Origin of the sequence: Arhodomonas sp. SL1, from assembly GCF_052060015.1 — a bacterium.
Taxonomy (GTDB): Bacteria; Pseudomonadota; Gammaproteobacteria; order Nitrococcales; family Nitrococcaceae; genus Arhodomonas.
This window is the reverse complement of sequence record NZ_JBPODZ010000015.1, coordinates 24,887-50,257: the sequence shown is the minus strand read 5'-3', so window position 1 is coordinate 50,257 and position 25,371 is coordinate 24,887. Positions and strand designations below refer to the sequence as shown.

The following is a 25,371-nucleotide window of genomic DNA, read 5'->3' as shown; positions in this document are numbered from 1 at the left end:
CCTCGCGTAGTTGTGCCAAAAATGCCAACCGCCCACCGACGGATCAATAACTTATCGCTGTGGCTGTGGAACTTGAGTGGTAGAACTCCACGGTGGATTCGGTGCCCCGGGGCGAGCGCTTGACCAGTTCGAAGGCCGGAGCCTGGCCGCGCGGCTCGGGGTGGTAGATCAGGCGGTAGCCGGCATCAGCCTCGTCGCCCTGGTGCGGGCCGAACGCGAAGCCGCCTCCGGTCCCGCTGACGCTGCGGGCGCTGAGCTCAACGCGCATGGCGAAGGCGTTGGGCATCTCGATCGCCGCCATCGCGCGCGTTTGCGAGGGCACCTCACGCTGCTGGCGCTGTTCCTGCTGTTGGCTATCCCGCTGCTGCCCCTCCGGCCGGACGGCCTCTTCCAGAATGCGTCCCAGCATGTCGCGTACGCTGTCGCCGCGTTCCCGGGGCTGTTCTTCCCGTGGCTGTTCCTGGCCCGCCTGCTCAGCCTCGCTGCGCGGCACCACCGTGCGCAGCCCGAGCGTGCGATCCACCGTTACCGCCCCCTCGGTGACCCGCCAGGGCCGGGGTATACCATTCGCGGTGCGTGTGAAATCCTCGGCGTAGATGTCGCGCGTCCAAGGCCAGTCGTATCTCGCCAGCAACGCGCGCATGTCCCGAATCAGCCAGGGATCGGCCGAGCGTTCCTGTTCCGCACGCTCCAACAGCGTGCGGATCTCGCCAATCAAACCCTGAAGCTGCTGGTCGCCGCCTGGCTCGAGGTCCTGCGCGGACACCGACACCGGCCCCGCCAGCAAAATCGCGGCGATTACGGTCGGCAGAATCCTGCTTCGCATTGCGTGCGCCTTTCGAAGATTGGCGGTGTTGATGAAGCGCCCCCGCCCCCAGCAAACCTTGATACCAGCCATCTTGGTGCGAGCGTTTATCCCATTGTTCCCTGAGTATAGGCAGCATAAACGGGCTTTTCCCGTCCGGTCCGCGCAATCCGGGCCATCGCGACCGCGGATTCCTGCGGCAGGGCCAAAATCGGTGACGCTCCGGCCCGGGATCGTCGACGCCTCTCCGTATCCCGGTGAAAGGCAATGCGCCATCCTCTCACCGGGGCGCTAGCACCGAGCAAAAGCCTCCCTGGGTTCGGACAAGCCATGGCCGGGATGCTCCGGAAATGCATTCCTCCGTAGGTATTGCAGCCCCAAGGCGACCAGACCCACGCACAGAAGGAACAAGGTCCGAGGCTCCGGGACCGAGGCGATGCTCACCGTCCCCGGACCCGAGGCCGTCCAGCCCTCCAGGCCGCCCGAGAAATCCCCGTTGGGAATGGGCATGCCAGCGAAGGAGACGTTGTCGATAAGCACCCGCGAGCCCGGCTCGCCATCCAGGGTGAAGCCGAGAGCCACATCGTTCCGCCCCAGCAAAGCCTCCCGCTCGATCTCGATCACCGAGCGGTAATAGTCCTCCTGGGAGGTGTCACCTAGCGCCAGCGGGCGTCCTACCCTCTCGCCATCCAGGGAGACCGACAGCTCCCCCGTCAAGGTGTCAAACAGGTAATCAAACATCAGGTTGAAGGGATCCGCCGGCGTGTCCACCACCTGAGTAACGGAAGCGGGGGATCCGGTTTCCAGGGCCAGGACCCGCCCTTCCGCTTCGCCCTCCTGTGCGGTCCATTCCAGCCAGTTGCTGGAGCGGCTCTCGAGCGTGTCGGGGGACTCGCCGGACTTGCTCGCAAACACGCGCACCGCATAGTCACGCCCGACCTCGATTGTCTCGCCGGGTGCCGTCACCTCCGTGGCCTCCCCCAGGAACACGGGCACGCCGGTGCTGCCGGTAAGGACCTTCTCCTCATCGACGTCCCAGAGCTCATACTGGTAGAAATCCGGCGATGCCCCTGCAGGGGGATCCCAGCTGATGGTGGGCTCGGTGGCCGGCCCGGAGATCGACAGACTGTCGACGAAACCCATCAACGGTGCATCCCTCCGGTCCGGCGTGGCCACGACCCGCGTATCGTCCTCGTTGGTCACCGTGACCTCCCAGGGCGCATGCTGGTTCGAGCCGGCCACAAAGGACCGATCGACCCCGAACACGCCCGGACGGCCGGTGGAGCGCTGATCCGGAAGGGGGGAAATCTCCTCCCCCATCACTGTGTTCGCCGCCGTCGCGGTGGTGCCGGCGTTGGCATTCGGGCTGACCGAGTGCACGCCGAACGAGAATTCGTCGCCGCTCCCTTGGCCCAGGAAGTTCACAGGCCCGGCATTGTCCCGAAACGCGAACGGCACCGCGGAGGTGATCGGCGCGGCGAACGCCGGGGCCAACGCGATGGAGATGGTGACCCCTCCCAGTAGGGCAGCACATAGGATCATCCGATAGCGCATTTCGCATCCTCCTTCCCCCGAGTGGGGTGTCGTTCCATCCCGAGAGCGGGCGATGCATGATGCGCACCACTTGCGTCACCGTGGGGCACAAGCGGATAGGTGCCGGCTATTGGCTCGGCTAGGCCAGGCGGGTGTAAAGGGGACTGACATCGAGGCCGTGATGGTGGGGAGATCCCGGCGTCGACTGCCGTTGACTCCAAGGCATTACGACCATGTCGTCGCCGGTCCCACCGCGTCCCGCCGTCGCCTCGCACGGGTCCGGCTGGCCGCCGGCTGGCCCGGCGGTAGCGGCGCCGCGCTTGCGCCCGCCATGCCCGTCCGGCATGTGTGAAGGTCGAGAAGGTGGAATACTGAGCCCGTGTGAGCGCCTCGCCGGTGATCCGGATGGGGTGACGGTACAGATCGCTCGGCGTCTCCAGGAAGGCGCGCGGGAGATGCCCCTGCCGGAGCCCTTGAGAGAGCCCCCCACCCTGAGCATCGGCATCGCCGTTCGGGCAGGGCCCGAGGTGCAGATATCGGAGCTCCTCAAGGCAGCCGATACGGCCATGTACGAGGCCAAGCAAGCCGGTAGGGACCGGATTGTGGGCGAGTGGAGCGGGCAGGGCGTGTTGTAGCGTTGGGGCGGCAGTTACGGGCGCATATCACGCCAAGGCTCTCAGAACCGCTCATCACGGAGGTAGTACCAGTGGTACAGGAGGCGTTGCCCGAGGCGGCGGAAAGGGGCAAGCGGATGCCCGGGTAGCCGGTTGTCGAAGATCGGTATGTCCGTGTCCCCGGGCTTGCCCGCTATGCGCTCCGCCATGCGGCGCCCCGCCTGCGCGGAATACATCACGCCATTGCCGCCGTAGCCAAGGGCATAGAATACGGGACTGTCCGGGTCCGGTTGGCAAACCCGCGGCATCATGTCGTGGCTGACGTCCACCCAGCCCCACCAGGAGTAGTCCACCTCGATGCCTGCCAGAGGTGGGAACTTCCGTGCGATCGCGTCGGTGAGCAACTTCTCGTGGCGGGGATGCGTTGCGTCGGCCCCGGTGATGGCGCTGCGACTGCCGATCTGCAGCCGGTCATCCGGCAGTTTGCGGTAGTAAAAGCGCAGGGTACGGGTGTCGGTGATCACCTCGTTGGTGAGGAAGTTGCAGGCCGCCTTTTCTTCCGCGCTCAGGGGCCGCGTTACCAGGGAGTTCGACAGCACGGGAAACAGCCGGTTGCGAACGCTCCCGTGCAGGCCGGGCATGGTGTAGCCGCCGGTGGCGATGCCGACCGCCCGCGCGCGGACGGTGCCGCCGGGGGTGTGGAGGTGCTGCACCCCGTTGCGCTCGTCCCAATCGAGTACCGGGCTTGCCGGGTGAACCCGCACCCCGTATTGGCGGGCGAGCTCCAGGTATCCGTAGGCCAGCTTGAGCGGATGGACACCGATGCCGTCGGGTTCGTGCATCGCGCCTACGGCCTCCGCCTCCTTCATGTAGTGGCGGTGCAGGCTGTCACGGTCGAGGAGCTCGGTCTCGTAGCCGAAGGTCTCGGCGAGTACCTTGGCCTCCGCCTCGAGCTTGCGCATCGCCTTGTCACGATGGGCGACGTAGAGGTGGCCGCCGGGCTGGGGTTCGCAGTCCACCGGCACGGCCTCCAGAAGCCCCTCGAAGGTTTCGAAGGCGTCTCGGATCTCCTTGTGTAGCTGCCGCGCCGTATCCACGCCCCAGCGCTGGATCCACTGGCTGCGACTGAGCCGACCCGAGGCGTTCTGGGCCTGCCCGCCATTGCGGCTGCTGCAGCCCCAGGCAACCCGGTTCGCCTCCAGCACGGTGGCGCGGATGTCGTGCTCGCGGGCGAGGAAGATCGCGGCGCACAGGCCCGTGTAGCCTGAACCCACGATCACTACGTCGGCGTCGGTGTCGTCGGTGATCGGGCCGTCGTCCGCCGGGGGCATACCTGCGGTGGCCGCCCAGTAGGTCGGGGCGTAATCCTGGCCGGTACCCGGTGTCGGCGAAACCAGCGGGTCATGGCTGGGATCGTAGGTAGCCGGGTGCTGGTTCGGGTGTGCTTCCGGTTGCCGATGGCTGGCGACACGGCCCATGTCTCGACTCCTCCGATATTGTCTACTCGCCCGTGGCGGCGCAGCTAGTCCGCGTCCGGTGCCAGCAGCGGGCGATCCTTGCGAAAGGCCTTTTTCTCGCAGATCAGTCCGTCCCGGAACCGGAACAGATCGCAACCCTCGGCCTCTATGCGGTAGCCGTCCGGCCGTGTCGCCACGAAGGTCCACTCGGAGACGCCCCGGTCCGCCGCGGCGAAATGGCGGGCGTTCCGCCACTGCACGTCGGGCAATCCCTGCCAGACCTGCGCAAACGCATCGCGTACGGCCTCGCGACCCTGGATCCGGGTGCCGTGGGCCTCAGCGCCGCCGGCGGTTTCGAACACGCAGTCCTCGGTCATGTACGCGACTACGGCATCCGCATCGTGGCGGTTGAAGGCCTCGAACACGGCCTGCAGCACTTCGGTATGGCTGCGCTCATCCTGCATGGGTGTCTCTCCCGTTGTTCTTCCGTCCCGGCCGGCGTTTTGTCATACCCGGGCCAACTTAGGGGGGAATCCCCGGGGAAACTAGGTCCAGTGGTATGCTGCGGCTTGGACCAGCGTGGGACAGCTGTCCGCATCAGCCGCCGAGCTGTTCGTGAACGAGGGCGGCGAGGCGCTCGATGCCCGGCTCGATACGCTCCACCGGTATGGACGAGAAGCCCAGTCGGAAGTAGTGAAGGGGCGGGCGCTCGGAGAGGAAGTTCACGTCGCCGGGCTCGAACAAGATGCCGTATTCGGCGGCCCGCTCCGCGAGCTTGCGGGCGTCCAGCTCTTCGGGGCCGCGGACCCAGTAGGAGGTGCCACCGAAGGTCGGCGTACGGAAGCTGTCCGGCAGGTGCTTGCTCAGCGCCTCCCCCATGGCCTGCCAGCGCTCGTGGTAGATATGGCCCAGGCGCTGAGCGAGGGCATCGTGATGGCCCAGGGCGAGGAATTGCGCCGCTGCGTGCTGATTATTGGTCGGCGGGTGGCGGAGCATGAGCCGGCGCAGCGCCCGCGCCTCACGGATGAGCTCCGGGGGACCCACGAGATAGCCGAGACGAAGCCCCGGGTCAAGGGTCTTGGAGAGGCTGCCCACATAGAGGACACGTCCCTGGCGGTCATAGCTCTTTAGGGCCGGCGTGGGGCTGCCGAGGAAGTTGATCTCGCTCTCGTAATCGTCTTCGATGACCACGAAGTTGCCTGCCGATGCGCGCTCAAGCAGGTCCTTGCGGCGCCCTGCCGGCAGGGTCACCGTGGTCGGCGACTGGTGACTCGGGGTCACGAAGATGTAGTCACAGCGCTCCAGGTGGCCGCCGATCACCAACCCCTGGTCGTCGAGGGGCAACGGCTCCACATGATCGGTCATGATTCGCAGGATGTTGCGAGCATCCGGGTAGCCCGGATCCTCGATGCCCACGCGCGTTTCGCGGGATACCAGAAGGGTGGCGAGCAGGTACAGGGCGTTCTGGGCTCCCAGTGTCACGAGAATCTCGTCCGGAGCCGGCCAGACGCCGCGTTTGGGTAAAATGCGCGTGCGGATCTGTTCCACCAACAACGTGTCATCGGTATCCAGCCGATCACGCACCAGCTCGTGGACGCCCTGGACACTCAGCGCCTGCCGGTAGCATTCCCGCCAGTCATTGAGCGGGAACATGGATGGGTCCATCTGCCCGTAGATGAAGGGGTAGGGGTAACGTTCCCAGTCTATGGGCTTGACGATGTTGCGCTGGCGCGACGGCTGCAAGGAAAGTCGCGCCTCCCAGTCGATGCAGCCCCCCACGCTGGCGTCCGTGGTCGGTTGCCCGGGGGCGAGTCGGCGCTCGTGCATCTCGGGGTTGAGGTAGAATCCGCTGCGCTCGCGGGCACGCAGGTAGCCTTCGTCGACCAGGTGCTGGTAGGCCAGCATGACCGTGTTGCGCGCGACCCCGAGCTGGCGGGCAAGCTCACGGCTGGAGGGTAGGGGGCTGTTGACGGGCACCTTGCCGTCGAGGATGGCGCCTACCAGCGTTTCCCGGATCTGTTGCTGCAGGCTAACGCCACTGTTGGCGTCGAGCTCGAACAGGCGCGCCCACATCACTCGGTCGGAATGCGTCAGTGTGGACATGGGACCCCCGTAGCGTTCCCGTGACGTGCCGGCCGATAGCCGTGTCCTACCAACCGCCGGGCGCTGCGGTTACCGCGGGGCGATAAGCTTGCATACCTTCTCATCGTCTGGATGCGCGTTACTGCGGCGGCAGAGTCGCGGCCAGCGTGGTACCACTCAGTCGGCCAGTCTCGGTAACCAAAGCGCGATCTCCGGAAATATGAAAATCAAGGTAAGCCCTACGAGCTGGAGTGCGACGAAGGGCCAGATCGAGCCATACACGTTACCCATGGTCACGTCACTGGGTAATATGCTCTTGATCCAGAACAGGACAAACCCGAAGGGTGGCGTGAGATAGGCGATCTGGATGTTGACGATGAACAGCACGCCGAACCAGATTCGGTCGACGTCCAGCGCGTTGACGATAGGAATGAATATCGGCGTGCAGAGCATGATGATGGCCCAGTCATCCATCACCATGCCGAGCAGGATGATGATGAGCATCATCATCAATAGGATGCCGGTCGTGCCTCCCGGCATGGCGAGAACGAGGTCGGTGATCAGCCGTTGACTTCCCAGAGCGTTGAAAACGTTGAGAAATGCATTGGCGCCAATGAGGATCCACAGGCCCATTCCCGCCAGCTTTATGGTGGTAGTGAGGGAGTCCTTGAGGACGGCCCAGGTTAGGCGGCCATAGACGAGATTGATCAGGAACGCCCCCGTGGCGCCGAAGGCGGCGGCCTCTGCGGGGGTGGCCACGCCGCCCCAAATGACGCCGAGTACGATGGTGATCAGCACCACGAATGGCCAGATCCGGACGACCGCGCTCAGCTTTTCGCGGGTTGTAAAACGCGTGTCCGCTGGCAGGGGAGGGCCAATATGCGGCTGAAACCAGCATCGGACGCCGATATAGAGCGCATAGAAGAAGGCGAGCATCAGGCCGGGGATGATACCGGCGAGAAACAGATCACCGATGGAGGCATTGGCGAGCAGGCCGTAGAAGATAAACGGCACACTCGGGGGAATAAGGGCACCGAGGGCGCCGCCTGCCGCGATGGAGCCGATGGCGATCCTGCGGTCATAGTTGTAGCGCATCATCGATGGATAGGCGATCTGGCCCATCGTGATGGTCGCCGGCGGGGTGATGCCGGTTACCGCGGCGAATATCGTGCAGACCTTGACGGTCCCGATGGCCAGTCCGCCGGCAATATGGCCGATGAGCTTGTAGACGGCGTCGTAGGCGGCGTCTGCAATGCCGGAGTAGCGGATCAGGTTGCCCATGAAGAGGAACAGCGGGATCGTGACCAGGATCGGGTTCCAGGGCGTCGAGTAAAAGGCGCTGGGAATGGCCATGAGTGACCGTGGCGAGAAGATGATCGCGAACAACACGGCCGTGCCGCCGAGCCCGAAGGCCACCGGCAGTCCCAGGAACAGCGATACAAACAGGCAGCCAAAATACAGAAGCGTTATCAGTTCTATGCTCATGTGCGACCCCGTGCCGTGCGCCGTCCGGCGGTGACCGTCAGTGGCGGCGACGTCAGGAAAATGCAGTGCCCGACCGGTTGGCCGGGCGGGCACTGCCAGCCGTGGTCTTTGCCACGTTCCCTGCCGGCTGCAGGCCGTTAGTCGAGCATGCCCTTATCGCGCAGGTAGCGCTTGTAGATCTCCACCCCTTCGGCGGCGAGATCGGACTGCTCCGAGATCTGGGGCCAGACCTCTTCGAGGGCGATGCGGCGCATCTCCGCCACCTGTTCCTCGGAGAGCTCGACGACTTCGCCGCCTTCATCGCGGACGGCCTGGAGTGCCTCCTCCACGCCTTCGGCATGCATGCGGCTGGTCTCGAAGTAGGTCTCCTTGAACACGCCCATGATCTGATCCCGCTGCCACTCGGTGAGTGCGTTCCAGGAATCGAGATTGATGTAGGTCGACTGGTGCTGCGCGGGATTCCAGCCCGGCATCACCGCATAGTCGATCACCTCGTGGAAGGACATATCATCGATGCCGCCGGTGTCCCAGTAGGTGCCATCGATGGTACCCAGGCGGATGGCGGTGTAGATGTCACCGGGCTCCATGGAAACCGGTACCCCGCCGATGGCCTCGTGGAACATCGCCTGGGGGCCGCCTGCGCGCATCTTCCGGCCCTCGAAGTCCTCCAGCCCATTGACCTCAAAGTTGGTGAACATGGCGTTGGGACCCTGGTTGGTCCAGCCAGCGAACTGGAGGCCGATTTCGTTCGCTGCCTCCTGTACGACATGGCCGGCACCGTAGTCCTCGCCCCACATGACCTCCCAGGCTTCCTCGGGGCTCTCGGCACCCATGGGCAACCCGAAGGCCAGCATGCCTTCGGGCATGTCGCCACCGTAGACGGTTGCCCAGCAGGCCGTGCCGTCGGTGACACCGGCGACGGCCGCACCGAAGGCCTCGGAGGAACTCGTCAGGGCGCCGGCCGGTTCCACGGTGATCTGTACGGTGCCTTCCGTCGCCTCCTCGACGGCCTCCGCCCAGGGTAGGATGCCGCTTGCCCAGCCGGCGTCGCCGGAGTCGAAGCAAGGTTGGATGACCCATTCGGTGACCTCATCGGGCGGGCCGTCCTGGGCTGAAGCGATGGACGCGCTCAGGCCCAGGGCGGTTACGCTGGCAACGGTGGCACCGGTGATTCTGGCTCGTTTACGCATGGCTCTTCTCCTCCTCGTTGATTACTCGCGTTGGCTTGCGAGCTACTGCTGTCGGTTCATCCGATCATTGGTTTGTTTCGTTGGTGGTGACCCGTCGCGGGGCACAGGGCTTCGGCCCGGATCACCGCTGCGTGTCCGCATGTCGCTTGCCGGTGATGACCAGGACATCATTTCCGAGCTGCTTGATTACCAAAAGAAGCACAATGGCCGCGGTGACAGGAATGAAGATTTTGATCGGGTAAATGGGGATCGCTATGGCGGTCGGTGTGTGCTGGTCGAGCTTCACCGACAACATGGCGGCGTCCCAGCCCTTCCAGATCAGCGCGCCCAGGAACAGGAGCGTAAGCCCAGAGGTGGCTAGGTCGAGGACCGCCTGTGTGCGGCGGGAAAGCGCTGCGTAGAAGACATCCAGCCGCACGAAGGTGTCGTGCTTGAGCGCGTAGATCCCGCCGACGCAGGCGAGCAGGACCATTGCTGCCTGGATCGTGGTGCTGATCCACATGGACGCGGCGTTCATCACATAGCGAAGGAACACGTCCGTCACGCCCAGCACCATGCAGTACAGCAAGAGAAGCCAGCCGATGACGCCCATGACTTCGGCAATGAAGTCAATCGATCTCTCGAACCATCTCCAAGCCACCATCAGGGCCGGCACCTCCCCGTCATTCCCGTTTGCATATCGGTCTCCACGCAGGCCTTTGCCGCGAACCGGTGGTGCAGCCGGGGTGCTGCTGCGTCTTTACGACGTCTGTTTGCTACGGACGCTAAGCCTGCCTGCCTGACCTATATAGACCCAGTTGCTTGAAGACGATAGGGCCAGTTGTGCCAGATGGGCGGAAATATCGGGCTGACGGAGTCGTTGCACTAGGTAGGGTTGCGGCGGAGCCACTTCCCATTCGGACACGGAAAGGGGCGTGGTTGAGCCCACGGCGAGGGCCCAATGCCGGTGCCCTTCGCCGTTGGACCGCCCGGCGCTCCACCGCCGGGCAGGCAGGCGCCGAGGGATTGCTGGTCCCAGCAGTGAAGCGCAACTGGCACTAGCCAGTCGTGCCCATGCTTCCTAGCGTGGTCACAACGTTTCCTCGGCCTATGGGGCGGTCATGCTGGCAACCGCGAGTTCACGGCGAGCGCCCGGCGCTGGGTTGGGGCCATTAGCCGGAATCGTCCCCGGTGGCCGCCAGAGCGGCCGCAATGCGGGCAGTGGCCACAATCTCCTCTACGTCGGCGCCTCGGGAGAGGTCCGCGATCGGGCGCGCGAATCCCTGCAGGATGGGTCCCGTCGCGTGGGCACCACCGAGGTGTTGGACCAGCTTGTAGGCGATGTTGCCGGCATCCAGGTCCGGGAATATCAGTACGTTGGCGTGCCCGGCGACCGGGCTATCGGCAGGCACCTTGCGCCTGGCGATCGCCTCGACAAGCGCCGCGTCGGCCTGCAGCTCCCCGTCGATGGCGAGCTCCGGTGCCTGCTCGCGCGCGATCGACAGGGCCCCGTGGACGCGCTCGATTTCCGCGTGTTGGTTACTCCCATGGGTCGAGAACGAGAGAAGGGCGACGCGTGGGGGTTCTCGCAGCAGCCGGGCAGCGCTGCGGGCGGAGGCAAGCGCGATGGCGGCGAGCGCGTCGGCGTCCGGGGCTATATTGACGGCACAGTCGGCGAACAAAAGCTCCCGGGCGGGCACCGTAGTGGTGGCCCGCGTGCGCATCAGGAAGAAACTGGAGGGGATATCGATGCCCGGCGCCAGGCCCACGGTGAGCATGCCCGCCTCAATCACCCGGCGAGTGGGGTTCTCGGCTCCGGCCACCATCCCATCGGCGTCACCGGCGGCGACCATCATGCCGGCGAACGGCAGGGGGCGCCGCAGCAACCGCCGCGCCTTCGCCGGATCAAGGCGTTCGCGATGCTGGGAACAGAGCTCCGCGTAATGGGCGAGGCGCTGGCTGTCGTTGGGGTCGATGGTGGTGAGCCCTTCGGTGGAGATGCCGGAGCGTCGAGAGCTATCGGCGATCTCATGGGCGGAGCCGAGCAGCAGGGGGCGGACGCTGCCCTCGTCGGCCAGTTGACGGGCGGCGGCGAGGACGCGCTCGTCACCCGTCTCGGGAAACACCAGCGTGGGCATTGTGGTGGAGGGTTCGCTCGCTGTCATAAGGCCTTCTCCAAACGAGTGTAACGGGGCTTGCCGCGACGGGGTGCTCCCGCCGGCAGCCTGTAGGGAGGTTCGAAATGGGTGAGACATCGACGCCGCGAATCCATCGTGGGCTCAAGGAAGTGTATTTCGACCGGTCGCGTATCTGTGACATTGACGGCCGTGCGGGCCGGCTGTGGTATCGCGGCTATTCGATCGACGAGCTTGCGCAACGCTCGACATTCGAGGAGGTGGCGTACCTCCTCGCGCACGGCGAGCTGCCGACAGGCGCTGAGCTGGAGACATTGAAGGCCACGCTGCGTGAGGCCAGGGTCCTGCCCGATGCCGTCCTCGAGGTCATCCGCGGGCTCGCTGGCGACCATCCGATGGCAGTGCTGCGCACCGCTGTCTCGGCGCTTTCGGCCTTCGACCCGGAGGCAGCCGATGGTTCGCCGGAGGCGGTCGCGCGCAAAGGCGTTCGCCTTACGGCTCAGGTCCCGGCCATCGTTGCCGCCCACGAGCGTATCCGCAATGGCCTCGAGCCGGTCGCTGCCGATCCGGAGCTCGGTCACGCGGCGAATCTGCTCTACCAGCTCAAGGGCGAACGCCCGAGCCCGGATGCGGCCCGCTTGCTCGATACGGATCTCATCCTGCACGCCGAGCATGGCTCCAATGCCAGCTCCTTCACCGCCCGCGTGGTTACCAGTACCCGTGCGGATACCCACGCGGCAATGACCGCCGCTGTGGCGGCGCTGTCGGGCCCCGCCCATGGGGGTGCTGCCGAGGATGTCATGCGCATGGCCGAGGAGATCGGCGATCCGGCGAATGCCGCCGAGTACGTACGGCGCAAGCGCGCGGCGCGGGAGCCGGTGATGGGCTTCGGCCATCGTGTCTACCGGGCAGAGGACCCCCGGGCCTGCCATATGCGAGAGGGGGTCAAGCGGGTGTCCGAGGAAATGGGACAACCGCACTGGTATCAGATCTTGGAGGCGGTGGTTGAGGCCATGCGTCCCTATGCTCGGCACGGTGTCAACGTCAATGTCGACTTCTATTCGGGCGTCGTCTATCACTTGCATGGGCTACCGCGCGATCTCTTCGTGCCCTTGTTCGCCATCGGGCGGGTGCCGGGCTGGACCGCGCAGATCCTGGAGCAGATGGAGCAGAACATCCTGATCCGTCCGCTGACACTCTATGATGGCCCGGAGCCTCGTCCCTACGTCCCCATTGAGGAACGGGGCTAAACGGCAGCGCCCAGCTTGGGCCCTGCCTTGCGTGTGGGCTAGGGCCAGAGGACCAGCTTCGATTGGGCCAGCGCCAAGCTGGGCATGCCGTGTCCCTCGGTCGCTGACGGTCCTGTGAGTCGATCACGCTCGCTGGTAGGCGTCGCCATTGCGACCGAGGGGTGGTCGCCATCGGCCTGAGGGTTGTCATAGTCCTTGATCAACGATGGTGCGCGAAATTCCCATCCGCCCTTCGTGGGTGCGTTGAACCCAAACGTATTATATTGTGAGACGTACGGTTTCATTATAAGAATATCTGCGTGGTTGCCGCCGGCGTTCCAGCGGTCGCTTGCGGCAACATTGGAGGAGGAACGGTGCAGCGAACACAGAGCACGGGGGCGCTCACTGAGGAGACCACCGGCGGAACCAGCGGTCGCTCGGCCATCTCCGCGCCGGAGGTTGCGGCGGCGCTGCCGAGCTTCGAGGACCACGCCCACCAGCAGCGCCGGTTTACCACCTGCTATATGTGCGCCTGCCGCTGCGGGATCGAGGTGACGCTGGAGAACGGCCAGCCGCGCTACATCCGCGGCAACCCCAATCACCCGGTGAACCGCGGTGTGCTTTGTGCCAAGGGCAACGCCGGCATCATGAAGCAGTTCTCGCCGGCCAAGCTACGCAACCCGCTGATGCGCAAGCCCGGCAGCGAGCGCGGCAGTGGGGAGTTCGTGGAGGTCTCCTGGGAGGAGGCGCTGGACACGCTCACCGAGCGCCTGCGCGAGATCCGCGCCAGCGATCCGAATCGGCTCGCGTATTTCACCGGGCGCGATCAGATGCAGGCGCTGACCGGACTCTGGGCGCAGCAGTTCGGCACCCTCAACTGGGCCGCCCACGGCGGCTTCTGCTCGGTGAACATGGCGGCGGCGGGGCTCTACACCATCGGCCAGTCGTTCTGGGAGTTCGCCGACCCGGACTGGGACCGCACCCGCTATTTCCTCCTCTGGGGCGTGGCCGAGGATCATGCCTCCAACCCGATCAAGCTCGGCATCGAGAAGCTCAAGCGCCGCGGCGCCAAGTTCGTCGCCATCAACCCGGTGCGCACCGGCTACCAGGCGGTGGCGGACGAGTGGGTGCCGATCCGCCCGGGTACCGACGCCATGCTGGCGCTGGCCATGTGTCACGTGCTGCTGGCGCGGGACTTGGTGGATTGGGAGTTCGTCGGTCGCTACACCAACGCGCCCTATCTTGTGATCCAGAATCCTGGCCAGTCGGATGACGGTCTGATTGCCCGCGACGACGACGGCAATCCGCTGGCCTGGGACCCCGAGCGGCAGGCCCCGGTGAACGGTGCCGAGGCGGGCGCGACCCGGGCGCTGTTCGGCGAGTACACGCTGCCCGATGGCCGCCGCACCAAGACGGCGATGACGTTGATCGCCGAGCGCTACCTCGACGAGCGCTACGCGCCGGAGCAGGCGGCCGAGGCCTGCGGCGTGCCGGCGGAGACCATCGAGCGCCTGGCCCTGGAGATGGGGCATGTGGCCTTCAACGAGACCGTGGAGATCCCCTGCGCCTGGACCGACTGGGCCGGCCGCGAGCACGAGCGCTTCGTCGGCCGGCCGGTGTCCATGCACGCCATGCGCGGGGTCTCCGCGCATTCCAACGGTTTCCAGAGCTGCCGCGCGATCCACTTGCTGCAGGTGTTGCTTGGCACCATCGACGTGCCCGGCGGCCACCGGGCCAAGCCGCCGTTCCCGCGGCCGACGCCGCCGGCGATCAAACCAGCGAAGGGGAGCGCGCCGAATACACCACTCTCCGGCCCGCCGCTCGGTTTCCCCACGGCCCCCGAGGATCTGGTGGTGGACGCGGAGGGCCGGCCGCTGCGCATCGACAAGGCCTACTCCTGGGAGGCGCCGCTGGCGAACCACGGCCTGATGCACATGGTCATCAACAATGCCGTGAACGCTGACCCCTACCCCATCGACACGCTGATCCTGTTCATGGCCAACATGGCCTGGAATTCCAGCATGAACGCGGGCAGCACCCGCGAGCTGCTGCAGGCGAAGGATGACAACGGCGAGTACAAGCTGCCGTTCCTGGTGGTCGTGGACGCCTTCCACTCGGAGACGGTGAACTTCGCCGATCTGGTCCTGCCGGACACCACCTATCTGGAGCGCTACGACTGCATCTCCCTGCTGGACCGGCCGATCTCCGAGCCGGACGGGCCCTGCGATGCCATCCGCGCCCCGGTGATCGAGCCCGATCGCAATGTCCGCCCCTGGCAGGAGGTGATGGTTGAGCTCGCCACCCGGCTCGAGCTCCCCGCCTTCGTCGACGACGGCGGGCAACCGAAGTACGACGGCTACAAGGACTTCATCGCCCGCTGGGAAAAAGCGCCTGGCGTCGGCTTCCTCGCCGGCTGGCGCGGCCAGGACGGCGAGACGCACCTGCGCGGCGAACCCAACCCGGACCAATGGGAGCGCTACGTCGAGAACGAGGGCTTCTTCCAGTATCACCTGCCGGAGCACATGCGCTTCTACCGCTTCGCCAACCGGGACTACCTGGAGTGGGCGCGGGACGTCGGCTTCAATCCGAGTGCCGAGCCCATCGTCATGGAGCTCTACTCGGAGCCATTGCAGCGCTTCCGCCTCGCCGGCCAGGGCCTCTACGACGGGCCGCGCCCGAGCGATCCGGCGGACCGCGAGCGCTTGGTGCGCTACTTCGACCCCCTGCCGGGGCACTACCAGCCCCTGGAGCAGGCCCAAGTGGACGAGGACAGCTTCCCCCTGCATGCCGTCACCCAGCGGCCGATGCACATGTACCACTCCTGGGACTCGCAGAACGCCTGGCTGCGCCAGATCACCGCCCAGAACTTCCTCTACATGAACCGCCAGCGCGCCGCCGCGATGGGCATCGGCGACGGCGACTGGGTCTGGGTGGAGTCGCGGAGCGGGCGCGTGCGCGCCCAGGTTCAGCTCATGGAGGGTTGCCAGGCGGACACGGTGTGGACCTGGAACGCCGTCGGCAAGCAGGGCGGTAACTGGGGGCTATCGCCGAGCGCGCCGGAGGCGCGCAAGGGCTTCCTACTCAATCACCTTATCTCCGAGCTGCTGCCGGAGCGCGAGCAGGCCCCGCGCCACAGCAACTCCGATCCAATCACCGGCCAGGCCGCCTGGTACGACCTGCGCGTGCGGGTCACTCCGGCGACTCCCGAAGAGGCGCGGGAGACCTGGCCCCAGTTCGAGGCTGCGCCGCCGTTGCCCGGGCAACCGTCCGCCCCGGAGCAGTTGCGCTATCACACCCACGAGCCGGTGCGTATCCACCGCACCCTCAGCGACATCCTGATGAGGAAGTAGCATGCGACTGGGTCTGGTCATCGATATGGACACCTGCGTGGGCTGCCATGCCTGTGCGGTGGCCTGCAAACAGTGGAACAGCTCGGGGACGCTGGGCCCGCTGACGGATTATATGCCCTACGGCGAGGATCCGGCGGGCGTGGCCTTCAACCGTATCCGCAGCTACGAGGTCGGCGAGTACCCGCACAACAAGACCGTAAACTTCCCGATGTCGTGCATGCACTGCGATACCGCGGAGTGCGTGACGGTCTGCCCCACCGGCGCGTCCTACAAACGGGAAGAGGACGGCATCGTCCTGGTGGACCAGGACAAGTGCATGGGCTGCAACCTCTGCGCCTGGGCCTGCCCCTACGGTGCCCGGGAGCTGGACGAGGACTCCGGCACCATGAAGAAGTGCACCCTCTGCGTGGATCGCATCTACGACGAGGCCCTGCCGCCGGAGGAGCGCCAGCCCGCCTGCGTGCTCACCTGCCCGACCCACGCCCGCTTCTTCGGCGACTTCGACGACCCGGACTCCAAGGTCAGCCGCCTCGTGCGCGATCGCGGCGGCCAGCAGTCCCTGCCGGAGCTCGGCTACAACACGGTCAACCACTACTTGCCGCCGCGCAACAAGGCCCGTGCCGAGCAGGCGGAGGCACCGGCCATGGGCCTGCAGGAGCGGCTCAAGCAGTGGGTGAGCAAGACGGTCACCCGCTGATCGAGGTCCCCTTGCCGGCCGCGAGGCTAGCAGCGGCCGGCGCGCACTGCGGAGGAGAGCATGCATCCCGCGCTATCGGTGATCGTCTTCACGGTGTTGTCCGGCGCCGGCTTCGGGCTGGTGATGCTGGCCGCACTCACCGCCTTACTGCCCTCGCTGCTGCCCATTACCGGTGGCGAGCGTCTCGCGGCCGGTGTGCTCGGTACCGTGCTCGCCACCGCGGGACTGATGGCCTCGACCCTGCATCTGGCCAACCCGAAGAACGCCTGGCGGGCGTTCTTCCGCTTCCGTACCTCCTGGCTGTCCCGCGAGGCCGTGTTCTCGGTGCTGTTCTATCCCTGCGTCGCGGTCTGGCTCGGCGGCGCCTGGTGGTTTGGCGAAGCGACGGCGCTCATCTGGCTTGCGGCGGCGCTGGCACTGGTGCTCGCCTTTGCCACGGTGTTCGCCACCGGAATGATCTACGCCTCCCTGCGCGCCATCCCCAACTGGCACAGCCCGCTGGTGCCCACCAACTACCTGCTGCTCGCCTTCGCCTCCGGCAGCCTGCTGCTTCTGGCGCTGCAGGCGGTGATGCGCGGCGAGGCGCCCTCGCAGAGCATGATCACCCTGACGCTGGTGCTGCTCGCTGCGGCAGCCCTCGGCAAGACCGTGTACTTTTACTGGATCGGCTCGCCCCAGGGGCCGTCGATCAACACCGCCACAGGTATGACCCAGGGTCAGGTACGGCTGCTGCACACCGGCCAGAGCTCGGAGAACACGTTTCTCGATAAGGAGTTCCGCTTTCAGGTGGCAGCCCAACGGTTGCGCTGGCTGCGCCTAGCCGCGGCGGCCCTCGGGTTTGCACTGCCCTTGGTCCTTGTGGCAACCCTGCTCGGCGGTGGGGAGGTGGTGCCGGTGCTGTTGGCGGTGCCGGTGGCGCTGGTGGGCCTTGCCATCGAGCGTTGGCTGTTTTTCGCGGAGGCCCGGCACGTGGTGAATCTGTTCTACGGCGAGCAGCGGGTGTAGCGATGCGTAACGCTATCGACCGTGCCGGGGCAGGGCCGTGAACTCCGTGCAAATGGAGGTGACCCGGCGCCTGCTGCCGTTTCTGCAGTGGCTTCCGGTGGTGGGGCCGCGCAGCCTGCGAGCGGACCTGGTGGCCGGGGCGACGGGCGCCATAATCGTCCTGCCCCAAGGGGTGGCCTACGCGTTGATCGCCGGACTGCCTCCCCAGTACGGCCTCTACACCGCAATCATCACGCCCATCGTGGCCGGTCTGTTCGGCTCCTCACTGCATCTGGTCTCGGGACCCACCGCGGCCATCTCCATCGTCGTGTACAGCGTGGTCAGTGGCGTGGTGGCGCCGGGGAGCCCGCAGTTCATCCCCTACGTGCTCGCGCTCACGTTCATGGTGGGCACGATCCAGCTCGCCCTGGGCGTCACCCGCATGGGCACGCTGGTGAATTTCATATCGCACACGGTAGTGGTCGGTTTCACGACCGGCGCAGCGATCCTCATCGGCACCAGTCAGTTGCGACACCTCACCGGTATCGACGCGCCCGCCGGCGAGTCGTTCCTGCACACGGTGCAGGCGCTCGCAATGGGGGCCGGCGGCGCCAACGCCTATTCCATCGCTATCGGTGCCGTAACGCTGGCCACCGCCGTGGGCATTCGGGCCTGGCGGCCGCGCTGGCCGGGCATGCTCATCGCCATGGTGGTGGGCAGCCTGGTCTGTCTCGCCATCGGCGGGGGCGATCGGGGGGTGCCCTTGGTGGGGGCCATGCCGGGCGGTTTGCCGTCGCCGAGCATGCCCGAGCTCTCGCTCGGGGTATTGCGGGATCTCGCTCCGGGGGCCCTCGCGGTGGCCATCATCGCGCTTATCGAGGCGGTATCCATCGGCCGGGCGGTGGCCATCCGCTCCCATCAGCAGCTCGACGGGAACCAGGAGTTCATTGGCCAGGGTCTGTCCAACATCGTTGGCAGCTTCTTCTCGTGCTATGCGGGCTCCGGGTCCTTTACCCGCACCGGCGCCAACTACGACGCCGGCGCGCGCACGCCACTCGCGGCGGTGTTCGCCTCGGTGATGCTGGCGCTGGTGCTGGTGATCGCGCCGGGGCTGACCGCCTATCTGCCGCTTCCGGCAATGGCCGGCATCGTGCTGCTGATCGCGTGGAATCTCATCGACTTCCGGCACCTCCGCAAGATCGTGCGCGCGAGCCGCGGGGAGACGGTGGTGCTGGGGGTCACTTTTGCATCGACGTTGCTGCTCGAGCTGGAGTTCGCCATCTACGTCGGCGTGCTGCTGTCGCTGGTGCTGTATCTGCAGCGCACCGCCAAGCCACGGCTTGTGGACCTCGCGCCGATGGCGGGGCGCGCCGACCGCCCGCTGCGCAACGCCGCCAAGCGGGGCCTTTCGCAGTGCCCGCAGCTGCGCATCCTGCGCATCGACGGCTCGCTGTTCTTTGGCGCCGTGGACCATGTGCAGACCACGCTGAAGAACGACCCGGAGGGGCACCGGCCACATGTGCTCATCATCGGTAACGCCATCAATTTCATCGACGTGGCCGGCGCGGAGATGCTGGCCGAGGAGGCCGAGCGTCTACGGGAGGAGGGTGGCGGTCTTTACCTTTGCGGTGTGAAGTCGCCGGCCCTCGAGACCGTGCGCCGTGGTGGCTATCTGGAGGCCCTCGGCGAGGGGAACCTGTTCACCACGCCCAAGGACGCCATACATGCCGTATTCCAGCGGCTTGATGGGGAGGTGTGCCGCACCTGTCGGCGGCGAATATTCCTGGAATGCGCCGATGCGCCGGGGCCGGAGCCCTTGGTTGCCGAGTCGCAGCCGAGCGGAAAGAGAGGGACATGAAGATCTTCGAGCAGCTCGAGGTGGGCTCGCCTGGCACCATGGATTGAGATGGCTGGTACCAATGTCAGGGTCGTGCTGGTGCTGTGAGTGCGCGGGAGCTACGAACTATTTTTGAGCCATCACTCGATGCCCGCTCCGGGTTTCACCTCCAATCCGTGAGGAGTCAATGCCAGAAGGCCAGGGCCAGGATCTCCATGCCGCGCAGGGGGGCAGGGCGGTAAACGCGGCAGCTGCGCCACGGCGGGATTTGCCCCCGCGGGCCCTGCGTGCCGTGACCCTGCTGCTCGTCGTCGGACTGGCGGCAGCGGTGCTGAGCGGGCTGCTGTTGCCCGGGGCCACGCCCGGGACACCGCTGCGGCAGTCGCTGGCGGCGCTGGGCACGGTGCTGCTGTTCGTCCCTGTCGCGTTCAGCCTGGTCAAGCGCTCCGGGCGCGCATGGCGCGCCCCGGCCTGGTTTTCCGCGCATGTGCTCGCAAGCGCCGGCGGGGCCGTCTTGGTCACCGCCCACGCCACGGCAGGCAACCTGCTGTCACCGCCGGGTCTGGTCTGGCTCGCGTTGCTCGCGCTTCTCGCCCAGGGACTCGCCGCGCGCATCCTGCTCTCGCGCCGCATCGCCGCGCTCTTTGCCAGTCGCATTACCAGCTTCGGCGAGGTGGATGGGGACCTGCGGGAGCGCCTGCGCACCGTGATTGAGGCAAAGCGCGCATTGCTGACGGCGCTCGATCCGGATGCCGATGAGGCCTTGTTTTCGCCCAACCTGACCCATTTGCTGCGTCATCCATGGCTGACCTGGCGCTATGCCCGGCTGGCCGCCCGGGAGGCACGCCTGGTGGGACGCCGCGAAGCCGGGCTGGTGCTCGCCTTCTGGCGCCGAGCGCACATCGCGCTCGCGGTATTATTCGTCCTCGGCGTGTTGGGGCATGTCGTGCTGGTGCTGTTCTTTGCGGGCTATGTCGCCGGCGGTGAGCCGGTGGGGTGGTGGCATGTGACCGCCTGGGGAGGTTAAGGGTATGGCACGGCTGAACCTCATGATCGATCTGGAGCGCTGCATCGGCTGCAAGAGCTGCGAGGCGGCCTGCAAGCAGGTCAACGGCCTCGGGCCCCATGAGTACCGCAACCGCGTGCAATGGCTCGGTGATCCGGACGCGCCGAATCTCGACTTCCTGACCGTTACCTGCCAGCAGTGCGAACGCCCGGCCTGTCTCCGCGCCTGCCCCGTTGCCCCGAAGGCACTGTCAAAAGATCCCGACACCGGGGTGGTGACGGTGGATGAATCCCGCTGCACCGGCTGCGGCGAGTGCGTTGCCGCCTGCCCCTATGGGGCCATGGGCTATGATCCGGTGGAGCATCACGCGGTTAAGTGTGATCTCTGTGCCCCGCGTCGGGCCGAGGGTGGGGGGCCGGCGTGTGTGAGCGTCTGTCCCACCGAGGCATTGAGCTTCGGCCGCCACGATGACCTGCTCGCCAGTGCCCGGGATGCCGGCCGGAAGGTTCGCGATCACGACCACTTCCTGCAGGGGCCGGGCACGGTGATCCTCGACCGTATTGAGCGCAACGGCGAGGCGGGCGCGGACACCATTGCCGGCCGTAAGGTCCCGCAGGTCCAGGATGACCCGGAGCGGCGCGCACCGCTCGACGACGTCACGCCGGCTGCGCCGTACCGGGTGAGCCGCGACGAGCGCAGTGCGGATCGCGTCGAGCCCGGTGGCTGTCACATCTGCTTCAATGGCTGCCCGGTGAAGTTCCACCTGCGCGGCGAGCGGGTGGTGGGCATCCTCGGCAACGACGAAGACCCCCTCTTCGGTGGCCGCATCTGCCCGAAATCACAGATGTCGTTGCAGATGTATGCGAGCGATCAGCGCCTGACAAGGCCGCTGAAGCGCATCGGTGCCCGGGGCGAGGGCCGTTTCGAGCCCATCCCCTGGGAGCAGGCGCTCGACGAGATCGCCGCGCAGCTGCGGCGCTTGCGCGAGTGCTATGGCCCGGAGGCCCTCGCCATCTATCTCGGTACCCGTACCGGCGTTCTCACCATTATGGGCTATGCACGGCTGTTCCAGCAGCTTTGGGGCACGCCCAACATGTTGACGACGCAGCTGTTATGTGACGAGAGCAAGGTCCAGGCCCTGGAGATGGTGCAGGGCTCGACCAATCTGGCGAATATCTACACGCCGGAGGATATCGGCAGCGCCGGATTGCACGTCTACATCGGCGACAACCAGGCGGAGACGCGGCCGGTGAATTTCGGCCTGGTCAATGGTTGGCGGCTCGAGCGCGGAGCGGGCATGGTCGTAGTCGATCCGCGACTCACCGCCACCGCCAGCAAGGCGGATCGCTGGCTCGCCATTCGGGCGGGAACCGATATGGCGCTTGGCCTCGGCATGATCTACCACCTCTTCGCTACCGGCGGTTACGACCGGGAGTTCTGCCGGAATTGGGTGCTTGGATGGGAGCGCTGGCGGGAGTTCATTACCCGCGAAGCCTACACGCCGGAATGGGCGGCGCAAGTCACCGGGGTCGAGGCCGCTGACATTCGCTGGCTGGCGGAGTCCATCGCCGCGGCGGATGGCTGCATGCTCTATCTCAGCCGCGGCGTGAACCAGCACAGCAACGGCACCCAGACCAACCGTGTGTTCATGTTCCTTGCGGCGATGACCGGCAATTGGGGGCGCCGCGGTGGCGGGTTCTATAACGTTGCCTCGGAGCCGGACTGGGGCACCATGCCGGTGCCCGACGAGCGCCGTGCGACACCGCGCCGGCCGCCGGCGGGGCGCACGGTGGGCGGCTGGACCGAGGCGGCGCTTGAGGGTGAACCGTATCCATTGCGCGGCCTGATCACGAGCAATAATCCGGTAGGCCAGTGGCCGAATGAGGCGCGTACCCGGGCCGCGCTACAGGCCATGGATCTGGTGGTGCATGTGGAGCTCTTCCGCAACGCCACCTCGGAGTGGGCGGATTACGTCCTGCCGGCGGCAAGCGGTATCGAAAAGGGGGGCATCAGCCGGCTCGCGGAGGATCGCCGGATCGTGTGGAACGACGCCATGATCCCGCCCCCCGGGGAAGCCCGTTCCGATCACTGGTTCTGGGTCGAGCTCGGTCGGCGCCTGGGTTACGGGGACGTGTTGCAAGAGCGCTTCAAGGATCCGGCGATTTTCTGGGACGACCTCTTCCGTCTTGCGACGCCCGACCTCCACGGCGTAACCATTGACCGCCTGCGGGCCCAGCCGCATCGCTGGCTGCGCACCCCTATACGCGAAGAAGGAGCGCCGGAGGCCGGCACGCTCTACCTGGAGGGCACGACCGCAGCGGGTCAGCCTACCGGAAAGCGCTTTCCGACATCGAGTGGCCGCCTGGAATTCTGGACCGAGGAGCAGGAGGAAGCATTCTTGGAACGGGGCCTATCCGCCCTTCCTGCCTTCTATGCCGATACCCGGCAAGGCGATGGTATCTCCGCTCGCGAACCAGGCCCCGACGCCATTGCGTTACGGCGTCAGTCGTCGACAAGCGAGGCAGATGGCGAGGGAGGGCCCCTGGATACCGAGCTGGTCACAGGTCGCCCGCCGGCACCGCAGTTCCACTCCTGGACGCATTACTTCTGGCAGGCCCAGGAGATGTGGCCCGATCTGTACTGCCAAATCCACCCGGACAAGGCGGCAGTGATCGGGGTCGTGGATGGTGGGCGCGTGCGAATCGAGACGGCGGCGGGACGTTTGGAGGCGCGTGCATGGGTAACCCGCGGCATCCGGGCTGACAGCGTGTTCGTGCCTATCGGCTGGGGAGAGGGTCAGCCGTGGCACCGCTGGGGTTCGGTGAATCGCCTCACCGCCGGACGGGAGGATCCCTACTCGGGGCAACCCAACCTCAAGATCCACTACTGTCGCCTCACTCGCGCCTAGCGGCCGGGGGAGAGGTCGCCTGCCTTGTGGGATCGGTTGTTCTTGGGCCGCGTATCAGCGGCGCCTCGACATCCCCGGCAGTTCCTCACTGACCAGGACCCCGGCCCGACGGCGAACCGAGGGGCCGGGGGAGGCAAAGCTGGCGCCCTTCCGGCAGGAAGGGTACGCCTATTCGCTATAGCCCTTGTACTTGTCGAGGTAGCGAACCGGTTTCTTCAGGGCGTCGCGGCGGAACGGGTCGCCCAGCTCGCGGGTGACCATGACTTCGACCACCGTGGTCTTACCCTGCTTTTGCGCGTCGCAGGCCTTTTCGAAGGCTTCGCCGAGTTCCTCCGGGCGTTCGACGCGCACGGCCTCAGCCCCCATGGATCTGGCGATCTCCGACCAGTTGGTGTGCTTGATGTTGGAACCGACGAAGCGGGTGCCATAGAAGTCCACCTGGTTCTTCTTCTCGGCGCCCCACTGGCGGTTGTTGAAGACCACCGGCGTGACCGCGATGCCCTCGCGCACGCAGGTCAGCGTCTCCATCATGCTCATGCCCCACGCGCCGTCGCCCACGTAGGCCACGGCCGGGCGGTCCGGCTCGGCGACCTTGGCGCCCATGACCGTCGGTAGCGCATAGCCGCAGTTGCCGAAGCTCATGGCGGCAAGGAAGCTGTTCGGCCGCTCGAAGCGCAGGTACGAGTTGGACACCGAGCAGATATTGCCGATGTCGGTGGAGACCATGACGTCCTTCGGCATCGCCTTCTCCAGCGCGCGCAGGGCCTCGCGGGGATGCATGCCGCCACCCTCTTCCTGGGCGATCTTGAGGCTCCAGTCGTCCCGCTCGTGGGTCCACTCGTCTAGCTCCGTCTCCCAAGCGTCCTTCTCGCCGCGGATGGTCTGGGCGCGCTGGTCGCGGTTGCGGTCGGCGACGAGCTCGCGGCCCTCGAGGCGGTTGAGCAACGCCTCCGCGGCGGCGCGGGCATCGCCGAAGATATCCACATCGGTCGGCTTGACGAGCCCCAGCATGTGCTCGTCACAGTCCACCTGGATCAGCTTCGCCTGCTTCGGCCAGTAGTCGATACCGTGCTGCGGCAGGGTGCCGAACGGCCCGAGCCGGGTACCCAGGGCCAGCACCACGTCCGCCTGGCTGAGCAGCTTCATCCCCGCCTTGGAGCCCTGATAGCCCAGCGGACCGGCCCACAGCTCGTGGGACGCGGGGAAGGAGTCGTTGTGGAGGTAGGAGTTCACCACCGGGGCGCCAAGGCGCTCGGCGAGCTTCACGGTGGCGTCCACCCCGTTGGCCATGACGACGCCGCCGCCGGAGATGATCACCGGGAACTCGGCACGCGCGAGCAGCTCCGCCGCCTCGGCCAGGCTCTGCTCACCGCCCGGCCCCCGTTCGATCACTTTCGGGCCGGGGATGGCGTAGTCGGCCTCGCCGTAGAAGTGATCCCGCGGGATGTTCAACTGGGTCGGACCGCGCTCGTTAATGGCCCGGTTGAAACAGCGGCCGGTGAACTCGGCGATGCGGTCCGGGCGCATGACATGGCCCTGGTACTTGGTGATCTTCGAGAAGATCGGTAGCTGCTCGGTCTCCTGGAAGCCGCCAAGGCCGATGGAGTTGGAGCCGGTCTCCGGGGTGATGGCCACTACCGGCGAATGCGCCCAGTAGGCCGCTGCGATGGCGGTGACAAAGTTGGTGACCCCGGGGCCATTTTGGGCGATGCACACACCATGTTTCCCGCTCACCCGGGAATAGCCATCCGCCATGTGTGCCGCACCCTGCTCGTGGACGGTGGGGATGAAACGGATCCCCGCCGGCTCAAAGATATCCAGTGCATCCATGAACGCAGAGCCGACGATGCCGAACACATCGTCCACTCCGTGAGCAACCAGCGTCTCGACGAACGCCTCACTTGAGGTCATGCGCGTCATTTTCCCTCCCCCTCTTTTGCAGTGCGGATACTGGATCGCGGGCGGCGCAATCTATCTTGCCTGAACTACACACAGGCATGGCACGTATTCGAGAAAAGGTACCATGTCATAGGTGACAAAAATCATCAATAGTGAGATGAAATATCTCGGAATATGGAAA

The 25,371-nt window shown here is 66.1% G+C and carries 18 protein-coding genes; 8 read left to right on the top strand and 10 right to left on the bottom strand.

Translation table 11 applies throughout. The features are described from left to right. Window positions 1-43: 43 nt before the first annotated feature. On the bottom strand, window positions 44-898 hold the full coding sequence (locus tag ACQ754_RS15155; RefSeq protein WP_440997883.1) for a hypothetical protein: 855 nt from the start codon (window positions 896-898) through the stop codon (window positions 44-46). 198 nt (window positions 899-1,096) lie between these two features. Next, complete coding sequence (locus ACQ754_RS15150) at window positions 1,097-2,359, bottom strand: fibronectin type III domain-containing protein (protein WP_440997882.1); 1,263 nt, start codon at window positions 2,357-2,359, stop codon at window positions 1,097-1,099. A gap of 389 nt (window positions 2,360-2,748) precedes the next feature. On the opposite strand from ACQ754_RS15150, the gene ACQ754_RS15145 reads away from it, so the two are divergent. Further along, window positions 2,749-2,973 (top strand): diguanylate cyclase, encoded by a 225-nt coding sequence (locus ACQ754_RS15145; RefSeq protein ID WP_440997881.1) that lies wholly within the window; start codon window positions 2,749-2,751, stop codon window positions 2,971-2,973. Window positions 2,974-3,014: 41 nt separating this feature from the next. On the opposite strand, the gene ACQ754_RS15140 is transcribed toward ACQ754_RS15145, so the two are convergent. The 7 genes from ACQ754_RS15140 to ACQ754_RS15110 form a co-directional block, all read right to left on the bottom strand. Continuing rightward, window positions 3,015-4,430 (bottom strand): NAD(P)/FAD-dependent oxidoreductase, encoded by a 1,416-nt coding sequence (locus ACQ754_RS15140; protein WP_440997880.1) that lies wholly within the window; start codon window positions 4,428-4,430, stop codon window positions 3,015-3,017. A gap of 44 nt (window positions 4,431-4,474) precedes the next feature. Next, window positions 4,475-4,873 carry a nuclear transport factor 2 family protein gene (locus ACQ754_RS15135; protein WP_440997879.1) on the bottom strand — a complete coding sequence of 133 codons (399 nt, stop codon included), beginning with the start codon at window positions 4,871-4,873 and terminating at the stop codon, window positions 4,475-4,477. A 133-nt stretch (window positions 4,874-5,006) separates the two neighbouring features. Further along, window positions 5,007-6,512, bottom strand: coding sequence for a MocR-like pyridoxine biosynthesis transcription factor PdxR (gene pdxR / locus ACQ754_RS15130; protein WP_440997878.1), 1,506 nt, complete (start codon window positions 6,510-6,512; stop codon window positions 5,007-5,009). 156 nt (window positions 6,513-6,668) lie between these two features. Further along, a complete protein-coding gene (locus ACQ754_RS15125; RefSeq protein WP_440997877.1) occupies window positions 6,669-7,976 on the bottom strand; it encodes a TRAP transporter large permease in 1,308 nt (435 codons plus the stop codon). A 137-nt stretch (window positions 7,977-8,113) separates the two neighbouring features. After that, a complete protein-coding gene (locus tag ACQ754_RS15120; protein ID WP_440997876.1) occupies window positions 8,114-9,166 on the bottom strand; it encodes a TRAP transporter substrate-binding protein in 1,053 nt (350 codons plus the stop codon). A gap of 121 nt (window positions 9,167-9,287) precedes the next feature. Beyond that, the gene (locus tag ACQ754_RS15115; RefSeq protein ID WP_440997875.1) at window positions 9,288-9,821 is read right to left on the bottom strand and encodes a TRAP transporter small permease subunit; all 534 of its coding nucleotides are present in this window, start codon (window positions 9,819-9,821) and stop codon (window positions 9,288-9,290) included. 496 nt (window positions 9,822-10,317) lie between these two features. Further along, complete coding sequence (locus ACQ754_RS15110) at window positions 10,318-11,310, bottom strand: phosphate acyltransferase (RefSeq protein ID WP_440997874.1); 993 nt, start codon at window positions 11,308-11,310, stop codon at window positions 10,318-10,320. 77 nt (window positions 11,311-11,387) lie between these two features. Between ACQ754_RS15110 and ACQ754_RS15105 the strand changes: the two genes are divergently transcribed. The 7 genes from ACQ754_RS15105 to ACQ754_RS15075 all read left to right on the top strand — a co-directional run bounded on the left by ACQ754_RS15105 (window position 11,388) and on the right by ACQ754_RS15075 (window position 23,291). Further along, window positions 11,388-12,530: a citrate/2-methylcitrate synthase gene (locus tag ACQ754_RS15105; protein WP_440997873.1), complete on the top strand. Its 1,143-nt coding sequence runs from the start codon at window positions 11,388-11,390 to the stop codon at window positions 12,528-12,530. Window positions 12,531-13,033: 503 nt separating this feature from the next. Next, window positions 13,034-15,859, top strand: coding sequence for a molybdopterin oxidoreductase family protein (locus tag ACQ754_RS15100; RefSeq protein ID WP_440997885.1), 2,826 nt, complete (start codon window positions 13,034-13,036; stop codon window positions 15,857-15,859). 1 nt (window position 15,860) lies between these two features. Next, window positions 15,861-16,556, top strand: coding sequence for a 4Fe-4S dicluster domain-containing protein (locus tag ACQ754_RS15095; RefSeq protein ID WP_440997872.1), 696 nt, complete (start codon window positions 15,861-15,863; stop codon window positions 16,554-16,556). A gap of 60 nt (window positions 16,557-16,616) precedes the next feature. Next, complete coding sequence (locus tag ACQ754_RS15090; protein ID WP_440997871.1) at window positions 16,617-17,561, top strand: dimethyl sulfoxide reductase anchor subunit family protein; 945 nt, start codon at window positions 16,617-16,619, stop codon at window positions 17,559-17,561. 37 nt (window positions 17,562-17,598) lie between these two features. Continuing rightward, a complete protein-coding gene (locus ACQ754_RS15085) occupies window positions 17,599-19,398 on the top strand; it encodes a SulP family inorganic anion transporter (RefSeq protein ID WP_440997870.1) in 1,800 nt (599 codons plus the stop codon). Between the two features lie 166 nt (window positions 19,399-19,564). Then, the gene (locus tag ACQ754_RS15080) at window positions 19,565-20,404 is read left to right on the top strand and encodes a hypothetical protein (RefSeq protein ID WP_440997869.1); all 840 of its coding nucleotides are present in this window, start codon (window positions 19,565-19,567) and stop codon (window positions 20,402-20,404) included. A gap of 4 nt (window positions 20,405-20,408) precedes the next feature. Then, the gene (locus ACQ754_RS15075; RefSeq protein WP_440997868.1) at window positions 20,409-23,291 is read left to right on the top strand and encodes a molybdopterin-dependent oxidoreductase; all 2,883 of its coding nucleotides are present in this window, start codon (window positions 20,409-20,411) and stop codon (window positions 23,289-23,291) included. A 168-nt stretch (window positions 23,292-23,459) separates the two neighbouring features. On the opposite strand, the gene xsc is transcribed toward ACQ754_RS15075, so the two are convergent. Continuing rightward, window positions 23,460-25,202: a sulfoacetaldehyde acetyltransferase gene (gene xsc, locus ACQ754_RS15070; RefSeq protein ID WP_440997867.1), complete on the bottom strand. Its 1,743-nt coding sequence runs from the start codon at window positions 25,200-25,202 to the stop codon at window positions 23,460-23,462. Window positions 25,203-25,371 lie beyond the last annotated feature (169 nt).

Bases quoted from the DNA above. Each gene is read 5' to 3' on its own strand.
- ACQ754_RS15150 (WP_440997882.1), bottom strand. From the start codon at position 2,359: ATGCGCTATCGGATGATCCTATGTGCTGCCCTACTGGGAGGGGTCACC.
- ACQ754_RS15080 (WP_440997869.1), top strand. From the start codon at position 19,565: ATGCCAGAAGGCCAGGGCCAGGATCTCCATGCCGCGCAGGGGGGCAGG.
- ACQ754_RS15110 (WP_440997874.1), bottom strand. From the start codon at position 11,310: ATGACAGCGAGCGAACCCTCCACCACAATGCCCACGCTGGTGTTTCCC.
- ACQ754_RS15120 (WP_440997876.1), bottom strand. From the start codon at position 9,166: ATGCGTAAACGAGCCAGAATCACCGGTGCCACCGTTGCCAGCGTAACC.
- ACQ754_RS15125 (WP_440997877.1), bottom strand. From the start codon at position 7,976: ATGAGCATAGAACTGATAACGCTTCTGTATTTTGGCTGCCTGTTTGTA.
- ACQ754_RS15140 (WP_440997880.1), bottom strand. From the start codon at position 4,430: ATGGGCCGTGTCGCCAGCCATCGGCAACCGGAAGCACACCCGAACCAG.
- pdxR (WP_440997878.1), bottom strand. From the start codon at position 6,512: ATGTCCACACTGACGCATTCCGACCGAGTGATGTGGGCGCGCCTGTTC.
- ACQ754_RS15095 (WP_440997872.1), top strand. From the start codon at position 15,861: ATGCGACTGGGTCTGGTCATCGATATGGACACCTGCGTGGGCTGCCAT.
- ACQ754_RS15135 (WP_440997879.1), bottom strand. From the start codon at position 4,873: ATGCAGGATGAGCGCAGCCATACCGAAGTGCTGCAGGCCGTGTTCGAG.
- ACQ754_RS15105 (WP_440997873.1), top strand. From the start codon at position 11,388: ATGGGTGAGACATCGACGCCGCGAATCCATCGTGGGCTCAAGGAAGTG.
- ACQ754_RS15100 (WP_440997885.1), top strand. From the start codon at position 13,034: ATGTGCGCCTGCCGCTGCGGGATCGAGGTGACGCTGGAGAACGGCCAG.
- ACQ754_RS15075 (WP_440997868.1), top strand. From the start codon at position 20,409: ATGGCACGGCTGAACCTCATGATCGATCTGGAGCGCTGCATCGGCTGC.
- ACQ754_RS15090 (WP_440997871.1), top strand. From the start codon at position 16,617: ATGCATCCCGCGCTATCGGTGATCGTCTTCACGGTGTTGTCCGGCGCC.
- ACQ754_RS15155 (WP_440997883.1), bottom strand. From the start codon at position 898: ATGGCTGGTATCAAGGTTTGCTGGGGGCGGGGGCGCTTCATCAACACC.
- xsc (WP_440997867.1), bottom strand. From the start codon at position 25,202: ATGACCTCAAGTGAGGCGTTCGTCGAGACGCTGGTTGCTCACGGAGTG.